Raw genomic sequence first — 16,929 nt, forward strand, 5'->3', positions numbered from 1 at the left:
TGGAACACCCAATAATTCCGGTTCGCAATTGCGCGACTCGCGCAATATCCCTGCGCAGAATGCTCGGTTCGCGACCCCCGGCCCGCCCCATGCCGAGACCCCGAGACCCGGGACCCTCGTACGCACGACGCGCGGCGGGCTCCTCGCGGCCCCGGCGGGCGCCACCCGCGCGGACTCGGCGCCCTTGCCCCCGTCGCGGCGCTGCGACTAGCCTCCGACAAGCACATACCGACCAGTCGGTGTGAGTCCGCCTACCGTCGAGGAGCCGCCGAGATGAGCCGCACCCATCACCAGTTCCGCCTGGCCGCCCGCCCCGTGGGGCTGCCCAGGCCAACGGACTGGGAGCTGGTCGAGGAGACCGTCTCCGAGCCGGGCGACGGCGAACTGCTGGTGCAGGTCACCCACATCTCCCTCGATCCGGCCATGCGCGGCTGGATGAACGAGGGCCGGTCCTACATCCGGCCCGTCGAGATCGGCGAGGTCATGCGCGCGGGCGCTGTGGGGCGCGTCGTCGCCTCGCGCCACGACGGCTTCGCCACCGGTGACCACGTGTACGGCTCCTTCGGCGTCCAGGAGTACTGCCTGACCGACGGCACGGGCGTCATCAAGGTCGATCCGGACCTGGCGCCGCTGCCCGTCTACCTGGGGACACTCGGCATGACCGGGATGACCGCCTACTTCGGGCTGCTCGACATCGGCCGGCCCGAGCCCGGGCAGACCGTGGTCGTGTCCGGTGCCGCCGGGGCCGTGGGCATCGTGGTGGGCCAGATCGCCAAGATCATGGGGTGCCGGGTCGTGGGCATCGCCGGCGGCGAGAGCAAGTGCCGCATGATCGTGGACGAGCTCGGATTCGACGCCGCGATCGACTACAAGTCCCAGGACGTCCGCAAGGCGCTGCGCGAGGCCGCGCCGGACGGCGTGGACGTCTACTTCGACAATGTCGGCGGCGACGTCCTGGACGCCGTCCTCACCCGCCTGGCGCGCGGCGCCCGCATCGTCATCTGCGGTGCCATCTCGCAGTACAACAGCGTCGAGCCGGTCAAGGGCCCCGCCAACTACATGTCGCTCCTGGTCAATCGCGCCTCGATGACGGGCATGGTGGTCTTCGACTACGCGGACCGCTACCCCGAGGCGACCGCCCGGCTGGCCGAATGGCTGGCCGCCGGAAAACTCCGCACCAAGGAGGACGTCGTCGACGGTGGCGTGAAGGCCTTCCCCGAGACCCTGCTCCGCCTGTTCAGGGGAGAGAACCTGGGCAAGCTCGTGCTGAAGGTGGCGGACGCGTAGCCGGACCGCAGGGGGCGGGCCGGCCGCCCCCGCGCCACCCCTCCCTGGTGTCCGCCCGTGCCGCCCCGTCCGCCGATCTGCGAGGCGGGGCGGCACGGGTTAGCTTCGGGGCATGAGCTGGAGGAGGAGAGTCAACCGGCAGCTCGGGCAGCTGACCGGCTACGAACTGCGCCGTCCCGCGCCGTCCGCACCGCAGCGCCCGGCATCACCGGCGCCGAGCGGGCAGCAGAGCGGGCAGAGCAAGCCGAGCGGGCCGAAGCTGCCCGCCGACTACGACGACGAGACACGCGAGATCATCGGCGCGGTCCGGCCGTACACCATGACCTCGCCCGAGCGGCTGAACGCCCTGATCCTCGCCTGCCGCTACGTCGCCAGGCACCGCATCCCGGGTTCCCTCGTGGAGTGCGGCGTCTGGCGGGGCGGCAGCATGCAGGCGGCCGCCCGCAGCCTCATCGCGGCGGGCGACACCGACCGCGACCTGTATCTCTTCGACACGTTCGAGGGCATGCCCCCGCCCACGGAGAAGGACCGCCGGCGCGACGGCGAGATGGCCTCCGACCTCCTGGCCCGCCGCGGCAAGGACGCCCCCATCTGGGCCATCGCCACGCTCGACGACGTCCAGCAGGGTTTTGAGCAGGTGCCCTACCCCAAGGACCGCGTCCACTACGTCCAGGGCAAGGTCGAGGACACCGTTCCGGCCAATGCCCCGGAGCAGATCGCGATCCTGCGACTGGACACCGACTGGTATGCCTCCACGCGCCATGAACTGACCCACCTGTACCCCCGTCTGGTCAGCGGCGGTGTCCTGCTCATCGACGACTACGGCTGGTGGCAGGGCTCGCGCGAAGCGGTGGACGAGTTCCTGGAGGAGACCGGCGCACGGCTGCTGCTCCTGCGCATGGACGAGGGCCGCATCGCCGTCAAGCCGTAGTCGGCCGGGGCACCTTGGCCGACCACGGACAGCGGCCCGGTCCCGTACGCGAGAAGGCGCGATCCCGCGTATCGGCGGGTGAATGATCGAATGGCCCCCGTCCGTATACGGGGCCGATGGGTGCTCTCAGGAGGAGTTGCGGCCCCCGGGCTCCGCACGCCGGGGCGCAATGCGACGATGAGCGGACCATGAGGAAAGGGACCGTTCTGCGAGGGCTGCGCACGGCGGTGTTCGCCGCGGTGTGCGCGCTGTGCGCCGCACTGGGCCACGCGACGATGTCGGGTGCCTCCCTCCCCTGGTGGGCCGTCGGCGGTGCGTTCTGCGCGACGGCGGCCGGGACATGGCGTCTGGCTCGCCGCGAACGGAGCCCGCTCCTCGTCGCCGCCGCGGCCGTGGGCGCGCAGGGCGTCCTCCACGCCGTGTTCTCCTTCGCCCAGGCCGTGGTGCACCCCCTTCCCCACGGCGGCACCGCGGCACTCGCGCGGCAGTGGCTGGGCTATCTGCTCTGCGCTCCGTCAACTCCGGCCGCGATGGCGCACGGTGGCGCGATGACCGGCTCCGGCCACGGCCGGGCGGCAGGCCGGATGGCCGCCGAGCACGTGGCCGCGGGCCACGCCGCGGCCGACCACCTGGCCGGGGCGGGCGGCATGGACGGCATGAGCGGCATGAGCGGCATGGACGGTCTGCCGCACGCCATGGGCGGCACCGGGCTGCCCGGGGACGCCGTCGGCATGCTGCTCCTCCACCTCCTGATCGCCCTCCTCGGCGCCCTCTGGCTCTCCGTGGGCGAGCGCGCCGCCTTCCAGCTCGTACGGGCCCTGTCCGCGCGGCTGTTCGCCCCGCTCGACCTCGCCGTACGCGGCCGCGCCCCCGTACCGCCTCCGCGCGGCTGCGGGCGTGCCAGGGACGTACGGCGTCCGCTGCGCCTGTATCTGCTCGTTCACGCCATCTCCTCGCGGGGTCCGCCGCGTCAGGTCCTCGCTGTCGCCTGACGGACAGCACGGAGCCATCGGCCGGGAGGCGCGGGAGTGTCGCACACGCCTGCGCCGGGCCGTCCATTCCACCGGTCACGCCCCCGCGTGGTGCGGACCGGTGCACGCGAAGGACCACACGATGACGAAACCTGCCCGGAAACAGACGTATCCGGATCCCCTGGCACCCGTCGGCGCCATCGCGCGGCGGCACCGCCGCCCCCGTCCCTCAACCGGCCCGGGTACCCCCGAGCCCGTGGTGCCCGGTGTCCGTACGGCCGTCCGTCTCTGCTCGTACGCGCGCGAGAAGGGCGTCGGCGGCGGCCTCTCCCCCGCCGTGGGCATCGGACTCCGTGGACGCAACGTCCCGCAGGCGCTCGATCCCGTCCGCGAAGCGGCGGCATGCGGCACACGACCCCAGGTGCTCCTCCACCGCCGGGCCGGTGACACCCGGCGGCAACACCTCGCCGTCGGCGCGGGCGGAGAGGGCGGTGCGGAAGCGGGAACACTGCATGGGCTCATTCTGGCCGAACCGCATCGGGTGCCGCGGCACGCAGGGGAGGCGATCCATGCGTGACGACACGCGGGTCACGGAGTGGGCGCTGGCCGCCCGGACCGGTGACCGGGACGCGGTGGAAGCCTTCGTACGCGGCACCCAGCTCGACGTCCGGCGCTATGTCACCCACCTCAGCGGTGACGCGCAGGCCGCGGACGACCTCGTCCAGGACACGTATCTGCGGGCGTTGCGCAGTCTGCCGGGCTTCGAGGGCCGTTCGTCGGCGCGGACCTGGCTGCTGACGATTGCGCGGCGGACGGTGGCCGACCGGATCCGGGCGCATTCGGCACGCCCGCGGCTCGCGGGCGTCGAGGACTGGCAGTCGGCCGCCGAGCGCGCACAGCCGCGCGGGCTGCCGGGATTCGAGGAGGGCGTGGCCCTGTCGGAACTGCTCTCGGCCCTGCCGGCGGGGAGGCGCGAGGCCTTCGTGCTGACCCAGCTCCTGGGGCTGCCGTACGCGGAGGCTGCCTCGGTGGCCGAGTGCCCGGTGGGCACGGTGCGTTCCCGGGTGGCGAGGGCACGTGAGGCGCTCATCGCCCTGCTCGACGAGGCGGAGGAACCGTCCGCCCCGCCGCGGGCCGCCGGGGCGCACGCCACCGGTACGGCGTTCGCCGGGACCTCCGTCGCCAGGGCGTCGGCAGGAGCGACCGCCGGAACCGGCCGCCGGGTGGCGGCTCTCGCGGGCAGCGGCAGCGGTACCTGATTCCGCGAGCCGGGGACCCGGGGGGGCCGTACGACGTCTGGGCGCGCGTACGGCCCCACCGCTCCCGCCAGAGGGCGGGTCCGTGCCGGCCCGGCTATATGCCCGGGCGGACGGCGACCGCTTCCACCTCGATCGGCGGGTTGTCGCGGAACTGCAGGGTGAACGGCACGCGGTCACCGGGCTTCAGACGCGGCGCCGGCCTGATCATGACGTCCACGGTCGAGTGCGACATCCGCAGTGTCGAGCGCGCCGCCAGGGGGACGCTCAGCACCATGCGCATCGTCTGGGCGTTGCCCTTCTCCACCGACTCGCTCAGCATCGAGAAGCCCACGGCCGAGGACCGTACGCCGATCAGTTCGTCCGCCGTGTCCCCGGTGTTCCGCACGGTGAAGAAGGCGGCGGTGGTGTCCGGGTTCGCGGGCAGGTAGATACGGGCGTCGGAGACCTCGATCTCCTGCCCCTTCCCCGCCCTGCCGGAAGCCGTCCAGGCCACCAGCCCTCCCAGGGTGAGCGCGCAGGCCAGCAGCGCCGCGAGGGCTGCCGGCACACCCGCTCCGGACAGAGCGCGGCGCGCCGACGTGGGCCCGGAATCCGGGTGTTCGGTCACGACTGCTCCCCCAGGCGGTTGGGCCGTGCGCCGCCCCGGCCGGGCCGGCGCGCTGCGGACGGGTGGGCGTCCGGGCTCCAGTCGCGCAGACGCAGGCTGTTCGCGACCACGATCACGGAGCTGGCGGACATGGCGGCGGCAGCGAGCATCGGGTTGAGCAGGCCCACGGCGGCCAGGGGGACGGTGACGAGGTTGTAGCCGAACGCCCAGGCCAGGTTGGCGCGAATGGTGCCGAGGGTGCGACACGCCAGGCGTACGGCGTCGGCGACGGCCCGGATGTCCTCGCGTACGAGAGTGACGTCGGCGGCCCCGATGGCGGCATCCGTGGCACCGCCCATGGCGATGCCCAGGTCGGCACGGGCCAGCGCCGCCGCGTCGTTGACGCCGTCCCCGACGACCGCGACCCGGCGCCCCTGCTCCCTCAGGGAGTTGACGAGAGCCGCCTTGTCCTCCGGGAGTGCTCCTGCGTGGACCTCGGTGATGCCCAGGTGCTCGGCGACGGCGTGGGCGGTGGCCGGACGGTCCCCGGTGGCCAGGACGGGCTGCATCCCCAGGCGGCGGAGGTGTTCGACGGCGCGGTAGGCATCGGGCCGTAGGGTGTCGCCGATGGCGACGACGGCTTCGGGAGCGCCGTCCACGGTGAGGAGAACCGCCGTGTGCCCCCTGTCCTCGGCGCTCTCCACAGCCTTGCGCAACGGCGCGGGAAGAAGCGCGGCCTCACCGGGCCCCGTCACGGCGACGCGGCGGCCTTCGACGGTGCCCCGCACCCCGTTGCCGGGGACCGAAGCGAATCCCGTGACCGGCGGCAGAGGCCGGTCGCCCCTGGTACGGCGTACGTGTGCGGTGACGGCGCGTCCCAGCGGGTGCTCGGAGCCGTGCTCCACGGCGGCCGCCAGCAGCAGCGCCTCGTCCGCGCTCAGGTCACCGCCCCGCCCGGTGACGTCGGTGACGCTCATGCGGCCGGTGGTGACCGTGCCGGTCTTGTCCAGGACGACCGTGTCGACACGGCGCAGCCGCTCCAGGACTTCGGGTCCTTTGAACAGGATGCCCAGATGCGCGCCGCGTCCGGTGGCCGCCAGCAGTGCGGTCGGCGTGGCCAGGCCCAGCGCGCAGGGGCAGGCCACGACGAGGACCGCGACCGCCGCGGTGATCGCGGCCTGCGGATCCGCTCCCGCCCCGAGCCAGAAGCCGAGGACCGTGACGGAGACGGCGAGGACGGCGGGCACGAAGACGGCGGCGACGGCGTCGGCGAGACGCTGCACGCCCGCCTTGCCCGTCTGTGCTTCCTCCACCAGGCGTGTGATGCGGGCGAGTTGGGTGTCCGCACCGACGGCGGTGGCGCGTATCTCCAGCAGCCCGCCGGAGTTGACCGAACCGCCGACGACGGCGGAACCGGGCCCGACCTCCACGGGACGGCTCTCGCCGGTGACATGCGAGACGTCGAGAGCGGAACTGCCGTCGGTCACGACGCCGTCGGTGGCGACGCGTTCTCCGGGCCGTACGACGATGTGGGCGCCGACCCGCAACTCGCCGATGGGGACGCGGCGTTCGGTGTCACCTTCACGTACGGCCACGTCCCGGGTGGCCAGTTCGGCCAGCGAACGCAGCGCGGATCCGGTCCCGCGCCGGGCCCGGGCCTCCAAGTGGCGTCCCGCGAGGACGAACAGCGGTACCCCGACCGCCGCTTCGAGGTAGACGTGGGCGGTGCCGTCCCCGGCCGACGGCAGGAGCGAGAACGGCATGGTCATGCCCGGCGCTCCGGCCCCGCCGAAGAAGAGCGCATAGGCGGACCATCCGAAGGAGGCGGCGACGCCGAGGGATACGAGGGTGTCCATGGTCGCCGCGCCATGGCGCAGTCCGCGCAGAGCGCGGGTGTGGAAGGGCAGGGATCCCCAGAAGGCGACGGGCGCCGCGAGGGCGAAGCAGAGCCACTGCCAGTTGCGGAACTGCCAGGCGGGGACCATGGACAGGACGAGCACGGGGACCGCGAGCAGGGCCGTGACGCGCAGCCGGAGACGTTCCTCGCGCTGCCGCGCCTCCTCGGCCGGATCGGCGGAATCGGCGGAATCGGTGGGCCTGTTGGGCCCGTTGGGCCCGGTGTTCTCGTTGGCCGCTGTCGCGCCCGTACCGTCGCCGTTGTCCCTACGGTCCGTGGCCTGCCGCTCGGGGTGCAGAGGTCCGTGGCTCACGGGTGCGGCGGCCGGGGGTTCGGGGAGTTCCGCGGTGAAGCCCGCGGCCTCGACCGTACCGATGAGGTGATCCACCGTCAGACCTGCCGGGTGGCTGACCCTGGCCCGCCCGGTGGCGAGGTTGACGGTCGCGCTGACCCCTTCGAGGCGCCCCAGCCTCTTCTCGACCCGGCCGACGCAAGCCGCACAGGTCATGCCGCCGATCAGGAGGACGGTGGAGGCGGGAGCGGCGTCGTCCGCGGTCTCGGAGTCCGCGGACGGTGTCTCCCCGTACGACCCTGCCTCTTCGTACGCGGCGTCCGCCGGCGCGGTCCTCGGAGACCGCGTGGGCCGGGCGGTCATCGCGCCTCTCCCCGGACCGGGCCGGAGCCGCCCATCCCATGCATTCCGCCCATGCCGCCGCCGTCCGCCCCTCCGGGCGACCCCGGGGCGGGCACGTCGTCACCCGGTACGCCTCCCCCGCTGCCGCCGTCACTCGCGGGGCGCATGGCGGGCGCGACGGGTCCGGCCAGCGTGCCTGCGCCGTAGGAGGCGGCGAACACCAGCAACAGCAGCAGCGCGAAGCCGAGGACCGAGGGCGCGGGCAGGAGCCGTACGGTATGCGCCCGTGCCGCGGCAACGGACGGTCGACGGGACGTGGGAGGCATCGCCGCTCCTGTACGAAGGTCATGAGGCAGCGGGGTCCGGTGGTGCGAGCCCCGTTCGGCACGCCATCGTGGCAGGCGGGCGCGGGCCGGAGGGGCGAATCGGGGGCCGCGTACGGCGTGAGAAATGTCGTTCCCGGTGTCCGGAACTCCCACGCCCTTCCGGGCGACTTACTGGGGAGCGTACGGGCGGGGCACGCACCGCGTGCACGGCTGGACCGGCTTCGGGCACCCACCGCACGGAAGGCCGGACCGGCTCCCGCCCGCGGCCACCCGGTGCCGCCGGAACAAGTAAGCGTCTCTACGCCGTGCCCCCAGCCGAATTCACTTGTGCTGACGAATCACCTGGCCCAGGGTGGCCACTGTGAGCGCGGCGCCGCGCGCCGGGCCAATCTCCGACCGCGCACTGTCAGCGGCGCATCATAGGGAAGGACGGGCGCTGTGAAGCTGCGTTCCGGATCGAGGACGACGGGGAGTTCCGTGAGCGCCGACGACCGTGACCGTGTCCATGCACCAGCAGTGATCGCCGCCACGGTCACCGTCCTGCTGTGGGCGTCCGCCTTCGTCTCCATCCGCAGCGCCGTGACCCACTTCGAGCCGGGCGCTCTGGCTCTGGGGCGACTGCTGGCGGGCTCGATCGTCCTGGTCGCGGTTCTGCTCGTCCGGCGGGGCGGGTTCCCCGCGCGCGAGGCCTGGCCCGGCATCCTGATCTCCGGCGTCCTCTGGTTCGGCGGCTACATGGTCGCCCTCAACTGGGGCGAGCGCGAAGTGGACGCGGGCACGGCCTCCATGGTGGTGAACGTCGGCCCGATCCTGGTCGCACTCCTCGGAGGCTGGCTGCTCAAGGAGGGCTTCCCGCCGAAGCTGATGAGCGGGATGGCGGTCTCGTTCCTCGGTGCGGTCGTCGTCGGGCTCTCCATGTCCGGGGGCGGCTCGTCCTCCCTCACCGGCCTGCTGCTGTGCCTGGTGGCGGCCTGTGCGTACGCCGGGGGCGTGGTCAGCCAGAAGCCGGCCCTCAAGCACGCCACGGCCCTTCAGGTCACGACGTACGGATGCCTCGTCGGCACGATCGCCTGCCTGCCCTTCGCCGGCCAACTCGTGTCTCAGGTGTCCGAAGCCCCGCTCTCGGCGACGCTGAACGTCCTCTACCTCGGCATCTTCCCGACCGCCCTCGCCTTCAGCACCTGGGCCTACGCACTGTCCCGCACCACCGCCGGGCGCATGGGCGCCACGACGTACGCCGTGCCGGGCCTGGTCGTGCTGATGTCCTGGATCGTCCTCGGCGAGGTCCCCGGCCTCCTCACCCTGCTCGGCGGCGCGCTGTGCCTGGCGGGCGTGGCGGTCGCGCGGATGCGTCCGCGCCGCGGGTCGCGCCGGCCGGGCGAGAGGGACGCGGGCTCGTTCACGGCGGCCGAGGGCAGGCCGGACGCGACGCAGCCCGGCGCCGTCGCGACGGAACCGGGCTGCGTCGCGAGCCGCGGGACGGACTGAGGGTCCCTCCGCGGACCCGAGAACCCACCGCGGGTCGGAGCTCCGCGGAGCGAGGGCGTGGAGCCCCCTCCGCGGAGCGAGGGCGTGGAGCCCCCTCCGCAGAGCGAGGGCGTGGGGCCCGCTCAGATGGGCCGATCTGAGCGGGCCATCACCGTTGGTGCGCTGCCCTGGAGCAGCGCGCTGACGCCCGTATCGACGCCGTCCCACTGAGTCGGGACCTGCTGCACCGCACCCGGATTTGCTCCGTCGACGGCGTTCGAGCAGCGCGGGTGAGTAGGGCGGACCCGGCCGTTCCGCGCAGGTCTGGCCGGAGTGGACCCCGCAGCGGCGCCGGGCGGGTCCGGGGGTTGGTCTCACCGAAGACCCCCGCACCTACGCGGACCACACCGGACCGGACCCCGGATCCCGGTGATCAGGGCGTGGCCGCGCACCGTGGCCGCCATTCCGCACTCACATCCCAGGCCTGGGAACCCATCAGCCTCTGATGCGGCGATCATGATCATGCCCTCACCAAGGATCCGTAAGCCTTCACTGAAAGGTGACATAGAGGGCAAAATTGAAGATGTCAGTGCATCACGCAAACAGGACCGGGGCTTCCGTACGGGGAGGAACAACGGTGTCCTCAGAAGTGGCAGGCCAGACGCAGGGCCGGAGTCCGCTCTGGTCGGAGCCCGGGTCCCTGCTGGAACGGGTGCCGGTCGCGGTGTTCGGCGTGGATGCCGACGACCGGATCTGCTTCTGGGGCCCGGGAGCGGAGTCCCTCTTCGGCTACTCCGCACACGACGCGCTCGCGCAGCCCAGCGCCATGCTCTTCCCCGACGCCCCAGGCGGAGGCCGCGACGAATGGGCCCGCATGGTGGAGCGGGGGCGGAGCGAGCGCTACTGGCGCGGGCGCCTGACCATCCGCCACCGCGACGGCACGGTCTTCGACGGCGGCTTCCGGGTCTTCCGGCTCGCCGGGACCGGCGGCCGGGACACCGTCATGGCCCTGGCCAGCGAGAGCGGTGAGCTCGAACGCGTCAGAAACAATCTGGCCTTCCTCGACGCACTCTTCGAGAGCTGTCCGATCGGGCTGGTCATGTTCGACGCGGACCTGCGGTTCGTTCATCTCAACCAGGCACTTGCCGACATGGACGGGATGCCCATCGAGGAGCACCTGGGGCAGCACGTGGGCGACGTGCTGATCACACCGGACGGCGGCGAGTACGAGAGCATGCTGCGCGCCGTCGCCGAGGTGGGCCGGCCGATCGTCGGCTCGCTCCTGGGCGTCCGCACCCGCGGGCACCCGGACCGCGACCAGGTCTGGTCCGTGAGCCTCTTCCCGCTCAGCAGGCCCGGCGGCATCCGCCTCTTCGGGGTGGGCGGGATGATGGTCGACGTCACGGACCGCGAGCAGGCCATCGTCGAGGCGTCCGCGGCACGCCAGCGGCTCGCGCTGCTCGACCGCGCGGCCTCCCGGATCGGCACCACGCTGGACGTGGCCGTCACCGCGCGGGAGATCGTCCAGGTCGCGGTCCCCGACTTCTGCGACGCGGCCGTGGTGGAACTGGTGGAGTGGATGAACGAACAGGAGCCGTTCGACTCCGCCCTCCCGGTGGTCACGCGCCGGATCGCCTCCGACACCGTCCTCTCCTCGGCCGCCACCGAACTGCTCAGCGGCCGGGAGAAGGCCCGCTACCCGCCGGGCTCGGCAATCCACCACGTACTCCAGACCGGGCGTCCCGAGTCCGCGCAGGTGGACGAGGCCTTCGTGACCCGCAACGTCCCCGACGAGACCAGCGCGCGACTGCTGGTCGACAGCGGACTGTCCACGCTCGTCATCGCACCGCTCATCGCCCGCGGTACGGTCCAGGGCATCGCCATGTTCGGCCGCTCCGCCACCCGCCCGGCCTTCACCGACCAGGACCTCAGCCTGGCCGCCGAGCTGACCTCGCGCGCCGCGCTGTGCCTGGACAACGCCCGCCTCTACAGCAGGGAACGGGACATCGCGCTCACCCTCCAGCGCGCTCTGATGCCCGAATCCCTCCTGGCCGGACGCTATGTGACGGTCGCTCACCGCTATCTGCCGGGCGGCCGGGTCACCGAGGTCGGCGGCGACTGGTACGACCTGATCCAGTTGCCGGACCGCCGCGTCGCACTCGTCGTGGGCGACGTGATGGGCCACGGCGTACGGGCCGCGGCGGACATGGGCGGCCTGCGCTTCACGGCCCGGGCCCTGGCCAGGCGGGATCCCGAACCGGCCGAACTCCTCGCGGAACTCGACCAGTTCGCCATGGAGTCGGGCATCGAACTGGCCACCTGCATCTACGTCGTCTTCGATCCGGCCGCCGGGCACACCCGTATCGCCAGCGCCGGTCACCCGCCACCGCTGATCCTGCACCCGGACGGCGAGGTCGAGACCCTCGACGAGGTGCTCGGCGTCCCCTTGGGGGTGGGCGGCGTTCGCTTCCGGGCGATGGACGTCGACCTCCCCGAGGACGCCGTGCTCGCCCTCTACACGGACGGACTGGTCGAGTCGCACGAGCAGGACTTCGAGACGGGGCTGTCCAGGCTCCGCGACGAACTGCGGGGCGCCCCCGAGTCGTTGGAGCGCACCGCGGACCGGGTCCTCACCCACCTGGTGTCGACGGACCCGGACGACGACACCGTGCTGGTCCTCGCGCGGGTCCGCCGGATCCCCCTGCGCGAGCAGCCGCGCTGGACCGGTCGCTGGCGCCTGCCGGCGCGGGGCCGCCGGGCGCGGCGCGGGTGGAGCTGACCGCGCCGACGCCCGGGGCCCGCGTGTTAGGGCTACAGGTATCGCGTACCCGTACTGGTGGAACGGTCGTCGGCCAGGCACTCGGACGTGGTGTGGGAGCCGCGGAGCGTGGCATCCGTCCGGTTGGAGTTGCCGCAGCTGTTGTTCTGGCGGCCCTCCTGCGCGGTGTTCTGCTGCACCGACATCGCCATGCCGCTTCCGCCGTCCACCTCGGCGCCGCCGCCCTGGGTCACGGTGTCCTGGCTGAGGGACCGGTCGGTGGTGTCGCACCTGTTGTCCGCAGCGCCACCCGACACGTTCAGGACCCCCCTGTTGATGTCGCCGCAGTGGGTGTTCTGCCGTCCCTCCTGAGCCACGTTCCGATGGTAGATCGCATCGGCGGAAGAGCCGCCGGATGCCCCCGCGCCGCCGTTCTCGGTGACGGTCCTGTGGCTGCGGGACTCATCGGCGTTATGGCAACTGTTCTCCACCCGGCCACCTGAGGGCCGGTGCGCCGAGGCATTGAGGTTGGCGCAGTGGACGTTCTGCCGTCCTTCCTGCGAAGCGTCCTGCGCGAAGGCGGCCACGGGCCCGTTCCCACCGTTGACTTCGGCTCCTGACCCCTTCACCGCGGTGGTGTGGCTTCGGGAGTCGTCCGCGTTGCCGCAGCTGCTCTCCGTCCTGCCCCCCATCAGGTCGACGCCCCCGGTGGCGGCGTTGTCGCAGTTGACGTTCTGCCGCCCTTCCTGCGCCCAGCTCTGGCCGACCAACAGCCCGCCCGACGTAGCACCGTTGGTCTCGGCGCCCCCGCCGCGCGTCGTGGTGAACCGGCTGCGGGAGGTGTCCTGGTTTCCGCAGCGACTCAGCGTCCGGCCCCCTTGCAGCAGCGCGGCGCTCGCGTCCTGGCTCGCGCAGGTGGTGTTCTGCCGCCCCGCCTGGGCCACGTTCTGCTGGAACGCAACCCCGGCGGGCGCACCGCTGACGGCCGCGCCCTCTCCCTCCACCGTGGTGTGCTCACTGGAAGAGAAATCCCGGTCCGCGCACCGGCTCTCCATACCACCGCCGCTCGCGGTGACGGTGGAACCACCGGTTCCCCCCGAGGCGCAGTTGTTGTTCTGCCGCCCGCGCTGTGCGGTGTTCTGCTGAGCCACCTGGAGGGGGCCGTCTCCGCCCGCAGCGTCCGTTCCGCCGCGCTTGACGTGAGCGAACGCGTTGAGGGATCCGTCGGCCGTCACACAGCGTCCGTCCACGCGGCCGCCGTCCACCGTCGTCCTTCCCCCGTTCGTGCGGACGCAGTTGTTGTTCTGCCGCCCGTCCTGTGCGGTGTTCTCCTGGCCCAGGCCGCCCATCGCGGCGGACCCTCCACCGGCCGTCGCTCCGGGGCCGTCGGCCCACGCCGATCCCGCCCCCAGGGATGCCAGCCCGCCCACCGCAAGGGCAACGGCCGTGGCTGTCGCGATCCTCTGAACCTGCACACTTTCCTCCGGACGAACGCAGTGACTCCGAGCGCCATTCCAACGCCGGTCCCGCGGTCCCGGTCATGGCACCCGGCGCTGATCCCCCCGAACAGCCCACAGACACAACACCCCCGCAGGTGACGGACAATGGACACATGTCGCCTCGCCGTTCACACACCCAGCGGACCTCCGTCACCACCGCCTCGCCCTGCCCCTGCGGCACGGGCGCTTCCTACGGCGACTGCTGCGGGCGCCTGCACGCCGGCACGGCCTCGGCGCCGACCGCCGAGGCACTGATGCGGTCCCGCTACAGCGCGTTCGTCATCCAGGACTCGGCGTATCTCTTGCGCACGTGGCATCCCGCGACCAGGCCGACCGTCGTCGACTTCGACGCCGGGCTGCGGTGGTCGGGGCTGGACATCCTGGGCACCACGGAGGGCAGCGCCTTTCACACGACGGGCACCGTCACCTTCCGCGCCCGCTACACCCACGAGGGGCAGCCGGGGGAACTCCACGAGCAGAGCCGTTTCGTACAGCACGACGGTGCGTGGGTCTACAGGGACGCGGTCTTCACTCGCTGATACCCCTGAGCGGAATCGCCCTTTCCGGCACGGCACGGCACGGCACGGCACGGCACGGAACAGTACGGGCGCGGTCACGGCCGCGGGGCGATCCGGAGTACGGCCGGAGCGGTCCGCGGTGCCTCCGGCAGGCGCAGACCGCGGCGGCCGGGGGTGAGGGAGCCCAGAACGGTCGCGTGCCGGGCACCGGTGCATGTGGGGACGGTTCCGGGCAGGCCATGGACGGTCAGGTACCCCAGGACGGCGAACGCGTAAGCCTCCTTGGCGTCGGGCGGCAGGCCGAGGTCGCCGGAGGCGAGCAGCCCGATGTCGTCGAGTTCCGTACGGAGCATGGCCATCAGAACCGGGTTGCGGGTACCGCCGCCGGACGCCACGACCTCCGTCGCGCCCACGGACCGGACCGCGTCCGCGACGGTCCGGGCGGTGAGCCGGGTGAGTGTGGCGACCACATCCTCCACGGGGAGCAGCGGGCGGCCGGCCAGGGCGGCCCGCAGGTACGGGAGATGGAACAGCTCCTTCCCCGTCGTCTTCGGCGCGGGCCTGGCGTAGTACGGCTCGTCGAGAAGGCGCTCGAGCAGGGGCTGGTCCACATGGCCGCGGGCGGCCAGGGCCCCGTCGGCGTCGAAGTCCCTCCGTCCGCCGGTGAGATCGCGGACGGCCGCGTCGATGAGGGCATTCGCGGGGCCGGTGTCGAAGGCGACCGGATCGCCCGCGGCGACGGTGATGTTGGCGATGCCGCCCAGGTTCAGGGCCACGGGGACGCCGGGGCGGCCCCGCAGCCACAGCACGTCGACAATGCTCACCAGGGGCGCGCCCTGGCCACCGGCGGCCACGTCCCGCGTACGGAAACCGGACACGGCAGGGCAGCCGGCCGCCTCGGCGATCCACGCGGGCTCACCGATCTGCAGGGTGCCGTGCACCCGCCCGCCCTCGACCCAGTGGAAGACGGTCTGGCCGTGCGAGGCGATGAGTTCGGCCCGGCCTCCGCACAACTCCCGGTCGGCCCGGACCGCGACCGCGGCGAACTCCTGGCCGACGCGCGTGTCCAGCCGGCAGACGTCCTCCATGGTCGTCGCCGCGGGCGGCAGTGCGGCGGCGAGTGCCTTGCCCAACTCGTCGGAGTACGGGACGCTCAGCGATCCGAGCGGGGTCAGCACCAGCGCGTCGCCGTCCAGGGTCAGATCGGCGGCCGCGGCGTCGATCGCGTCCAGCGACGTGCCCGACATCAGACCGATCACCCGCATGGTCCACCTCTCCTGGCTCGCCGGACCGTTCAGTCACGCAGGGCGCGCCGGTGGTCGTCGCCGCGCAGGGTGAGCAGTGCCAGTGCGCTGACGACGCAGGTGACGACCACGTAGTACGCGGGGATGTCGACATTGGCCGTCCGCTTGATCAGTTCGGTGATGATGAGACCCGCCGAGCCCGAGAACACCGCGTTCGAGAGCGAATACGCCAGCCCCAGGCCCGTGTAGCGGACGCGCGTCGGGAACATCTCGGCGAGCATTGCCGGCCCCGGGCCCGCCATCAGGCCGACGACGACGCCCGCCGCGGTCACCGCCACCCCCTTCGCGACGTCCGAGGCGTCCGGGTCCTGCAACAGGTTGAGCAGGGGGAAGGCGAGGAGGGCCACCAGGACCGCCCCCGTCAGCATGACGGCACGCCGCCCGATCCGGTCGCTCAGCATGCCCGCGGGGATGATGGAGGCCGCGAAGCCCAGATTGGCGAGCACGGTTGCCACCAGCGCCTGCTGGAAGGTGGCGTTCAGCGTGCTCTGCAGATACGCGGGCATCACGACGAGGAACGTGTATCCGGCCGCCGACCACCCCATGAGCCGTCCCGCGCCCAGCACGATGGCCTGGATCACCTCACCCCGGGGGGTCTTGGAGGCCTTGAGCGCATCGGGGTCGACCGCCGGATCGGACAGGCCCGCGCTCGCGCGCTCGAACGAAGGGGTCTCCTCCAGGCGCAGCCGGAGCCACAGCGCGACGAGGCCCAGGGGCAGCGCCAGCAGGAACGGCACGCGCCAGCCCCACGACTGGAGTTCGGATGCGGTCAGCAGGGTGGCGAGCAGGGCGGCCGTACCCGCGCCGCCGAGCAGGCCGAGCGCGACGGTGAACGACTGCCACGAGCCGTAGAGACCGCGGCGGCCGGGCGGCGCGAACTCCGTCATGACCGACACAGCGCCGCCGAACTCGCCTCCGGCGGACAGGCCCTGCAGAACACGGAGCAGCGTGAGGAGCCAGGGCGCGGCGGCCCCCACGGTGGCGTACGTGGGGAGGACGCCGATCAGGGTCGTGGCGCCGGTCATCAGCAGGAGGACCAGGATCAGGGTGGGGCGGCGGCCGATCCGGTCGCCGACACGGCCGAAGACGGCGGCTCCGATCGGGCGGAAGAAGAACGCGAGGGCGAAGGAGGCATAGGTCTTGATGAGCCCTTCGAGGTCGCTGCCGCCCTCGGGGGTGAAGAAGTTCGCGGCGATGATCGTGGCGAAGTAGCCGTAGACGCCGAACTCGTACCACTCGATGAAGTTGCCCACCGAGCCCGCCACCAGAGCCCGGCGCGAGCGCGCCGGGCCGGTGGTGTCCTGGGCGGGGCCGTGTACGGAGGTGGTCATTCCCAGCCCTTTCGGCGTCGCGGACGTCCTGTGAGGATCAGGACGGTGAAGTCCTGTCCTGGGCTCAGGATGGCGCGGCTCGGCGGAAGCGCAAGATCCGCGGAGCGGTCCTTCACGCAACCCGCCGCTGGTGTGCGTGCGATGAGGGGCGCCCTCGCCCG

Annotated in this window: 13 protein-coding genes and 1 pseudogene; 7 read left to right on the forward strand and 7 right to left on the reverse strand. The window is 72.6% G+C overall.

Annotation, left to right across the window (positions count from 1 at the left end; genetic code table 11):
* Positions 1-273: 273 nt before the first annotated feature.
* The 3 genes from ACGFNH_RS28970 (at position 274) to ACGFNH_RS28980 (ending at position 3,210) form a co-directional block, all read left to right on the forward strand.
* The gene (locus ACGFNH_RS28970; RefSeq protein ID WP_393658706.1) at positions 274-1,287 is read left to right on the forward strand and encodes an NADP-dependent oxidoreductase; all 1,014 of its coding nucleotides are present in this window, start codon (positions 274-276) and stop codon (positions 1,285-1,287) included.
* Positions 1,288-1,399: 112 nt separating this feature from the next.
* The gene (locus tag ACGFNH_RS28975) at positions 1,400-2,218 is read left to right on the forward strand and encodes a TylF/MycF/NovP-related O-methyltransferase (protein ID WP_393658708.1); all 819 of its coding nucleotides are present in this window, start codon (positions 1,400-1,402) and stop codon (positions 2,216-2,218) included.
* 188 nt (positions 2,219-2,406) lie between these two features.
* A complete protein-coding gene (locus tag ACGFNH_RS28980) occupies positions 2,407-3,210 on the forward strand; it encodes a PE-PGRS family protein (RefSeq protein ID WP_393658710.1) in 804 nt (267 codons plus the stop codon).
* A gap of 208 nt (positions 3,211-3,418) precedes the next feature.
* On the opposite strand, the gene ACGFNH_RS28985 is transcribed toward ACGFNH_RS28980, so the two are convergent.
* Positions 3,419-3,703: a zf-HC2 domain-containing protein gene (locus ACGFNH_RS28985; RefSeq protein ID WP_393658712.1), complete on the reverse strand. Its 285-nt coding sequence runs from the start codon at positions 3,701-3,703 to the stop codon at positions 3,419-3,421.
* A gap of 55 nt (positions 3,704-3,758) precedes the next feature.
* Between ACGFNH_RS28985 and ACGFNH_RS28990 the strand changes: the two are divergent.
* Positions 3,759-4,328 (forward strand): annotated as a pseudogene (locus tag ACGFNH_RS28990) (sigma-70 family RNA polymerase sigma factor); the annotation flags it as partial.
* 214 nt (positions 4,329-4,542) lie between these two features.
* Here the strand turns inward: ACGFNH_RS28990 and ACGFNH_RS28995 are convergent.
* From ACGFNH_RS28995 to ACGFNH_RS29005, 3 genes are all read right to left on the reverse strand, one after another.
* A complete protein-coding gene (locus ACGFNH_RS28995) occupies positions 4,543-5,055 on the reverse strand; it encodes a copper chaperone PCu(A)C (RefSeq protein ID WP_393658714.1) in 513 nt (170 codons plus the stop codon).
* Positions 5,052-7,439: a heavy metal translocating P-type ATPase gene (locus ACGFNH_RS29000; RefSeq protein ID WP_393658868.1), complete on the reverse strand. Its 2,388-nt coding sequence runs from the start codon at positions 7,437-7,439 to the stop codon at positions 5,052-5,054. Before ACGFNH_RS29000 ends, ACGFNH_RS28995 begins: the two co-directional genes overlap by 4 nt.
* Positions 7,440-7,582: 143 nt before the next feature.
* Entirely contained in the window at positions 7,583-7,891 is a 309-nt protein-coding gene (locus ACGFNH_RS29005) for a hypothetical protein (RefSeq protein ID WP_393658716.1), read from the reverse strand.
* A 516-nt stretch (positions 7,892-8,407) separates the two neighbouring features.
* Between ACGFNH_RS29005 and ACGFNH_RS29010 the strand changes: the two genes are divergently transcribed.
* Positions 8,408-9,379, forward strand: coding sequence for a DMT family transporter (locus ACGFNH_RS29010; RefSeq protein ID WP_393658870.1), 972 nt, complete (start codon positions 8,408-8,410; stop codon positions 9,377-9,379).
* Between the two features lie 616 nt (positions 9,380-9,995).
* Positions 9,996-12,137: a SpoIIE family protein phosphatase gene (locus tag ACGFNH_RS29015; RefSeq protein WP_393658718.1), complete on the forward strand. Its 2,142-nt coding sequence runs from the start codon at positions 9,996-9,998 to the stop codon at positions 12,135-12,137.
* 32 nt (positions 12,138-12,169) lie between these two features.
* Here ACGFNH_RS29015 and ACGFNH_RS29020 read toward each other — a convergent pair whose 3' ends face one another.
* Complete coding sequence (locus tag ACGFNH_RS29020) at positions 12,170-13,591, reverse strand: hypothetical protein (protein ID WP_393658720.1); 1,422 nt, start codon at positions 13,589-13,591, stop codon at positions 12,170-12,172.
* Positions 13,592-13,728: 137 nt separating this feature from the next.
* On the opposite strand from ACGFNH_RS29020, the gene ACGFNH_RS29025 reads away from it, so the two are divergent.
* Entirely contained in the window at positions 13,729-14,154 is a 426-nt protein-coding gene (locus ACGFNH_RS29025; protein ID WP_393658722.1) for a YchJ family protein, read from the forward strand.
* A gap of 74 nt (positions 14,155-14,228) precedes the next feature.
* Here the strand turns inward: ACGFNH_RS29025 and ACGFNH_RS29030 are convergent, their stop codons facing one another.
* Together ACGFNH_RS29030 and ACGFNH_RS29035 are read right to left on the reverse strand one after the other, a co-directional pair.
* A complete protein-coding gene (locus ACGFNH_RS29030) occupies positions 14,229-15,398 on the reverse strand; it encodes an anhydro-N-acetylmuramic acid kinase (RefSeq protein ID WP_393658723.1) in 1,170 nt (389 codons plus the stop codon).
* Positions 15,399-15,427: 29 nt separating this feature from the next.
* The gene (locus ACGFNH_RS29035) at positions 15,428-16,768 is read right to left on the reverse strand and encodes an MFS transporter (protein ID WP_393658725.1); all 1,341 of its coding nucleotides are present in this window, start codon (positions 16,766-16,768) and stop codon (positions 15,428-15,430) included.
* Between the last annotated feature and the right edge of the window lie 161 nt (positions 16,769-16,929).

The sequence above is a fragment of the Streptomyces sp. NPDC048639 genome (assembly GCF_043199075.1).
GTDB lineage: Bacteria > Actinomycetota > Actinomycetes > Streptomycetales > Streptomycetaceae > Streptomyces.

Excerpts from the sequence above, each read along its gene's own strand:
- ACGFNH_RS28970 (WP_393658706.1), top strand. The coding sequence starts at position 274 with ATGAGCCGCACCCATCACCAGTTCCGCCTGGCCGCCCGCCCCGTGGGG.
- ACGFNH_RS28975 (WP_393658708.1), top strand. The coding sequence starts at position 1,400 with ATGAGCTGGAGGAGGAGAGTCAACCGGCAGCTCGGGCAGCTGACCGGC.
- ACGFNH_RS28980 (WP_393658710.1), top strand. The coding sequence starts at position 2,407 with ATGAGGAAAGGGACCGTTCTGCGAGGGCTGCGCACGGCGGTGTTCGCC.
- ACGFNH_RS28985 (WP_393658712.1), bottom strand. The coding sequence starts at position 3,703 with ATGCAGTGTTCCCGCTTCCGCACCGCCCTCTCCGCCCGCGCCGACGGC.
- ACGFNH_RS29000 (WP_393658868.1), bottom strand. The coding sequence starts at position 7,439 with ATGACCTGTGCGGCTTGCGTCGGCCGGGTCGAGAAGAGGCTGGGGCGC.
- ACGFNH_RS29005 (WP_393658716.1), bottom strand. The coding sequence starts at position 7,891 with ATGCCTCCCACGTCCCGTCGACCGTCCGTTGCCGCGGCACGGGCGCAT.
- ACGFNH_RS29025 (WP_393658722.1), top strand. The coding sequence starts at position 13,729 with ATGTCGCCTCGCCGTTCACACACCCAGCGGACCTCCGTCACCACCGCC.
- ACGFNH_RS29030 (WP_393658723.1), bottom strand. The coding sequence starts at position 15,398 with ATGCGGGTGATCGGTCTGATGTCGGGCACGTCGCTGGACGCGATCGAC.
- ACGFNH_RS29035 (WP_393658725.1), bottom strand. The coding sequence starts at position 16,768 with ATGACCACCTCCGTACACGGCCCCGCCCAGGACACCACCGGCCCGGCG.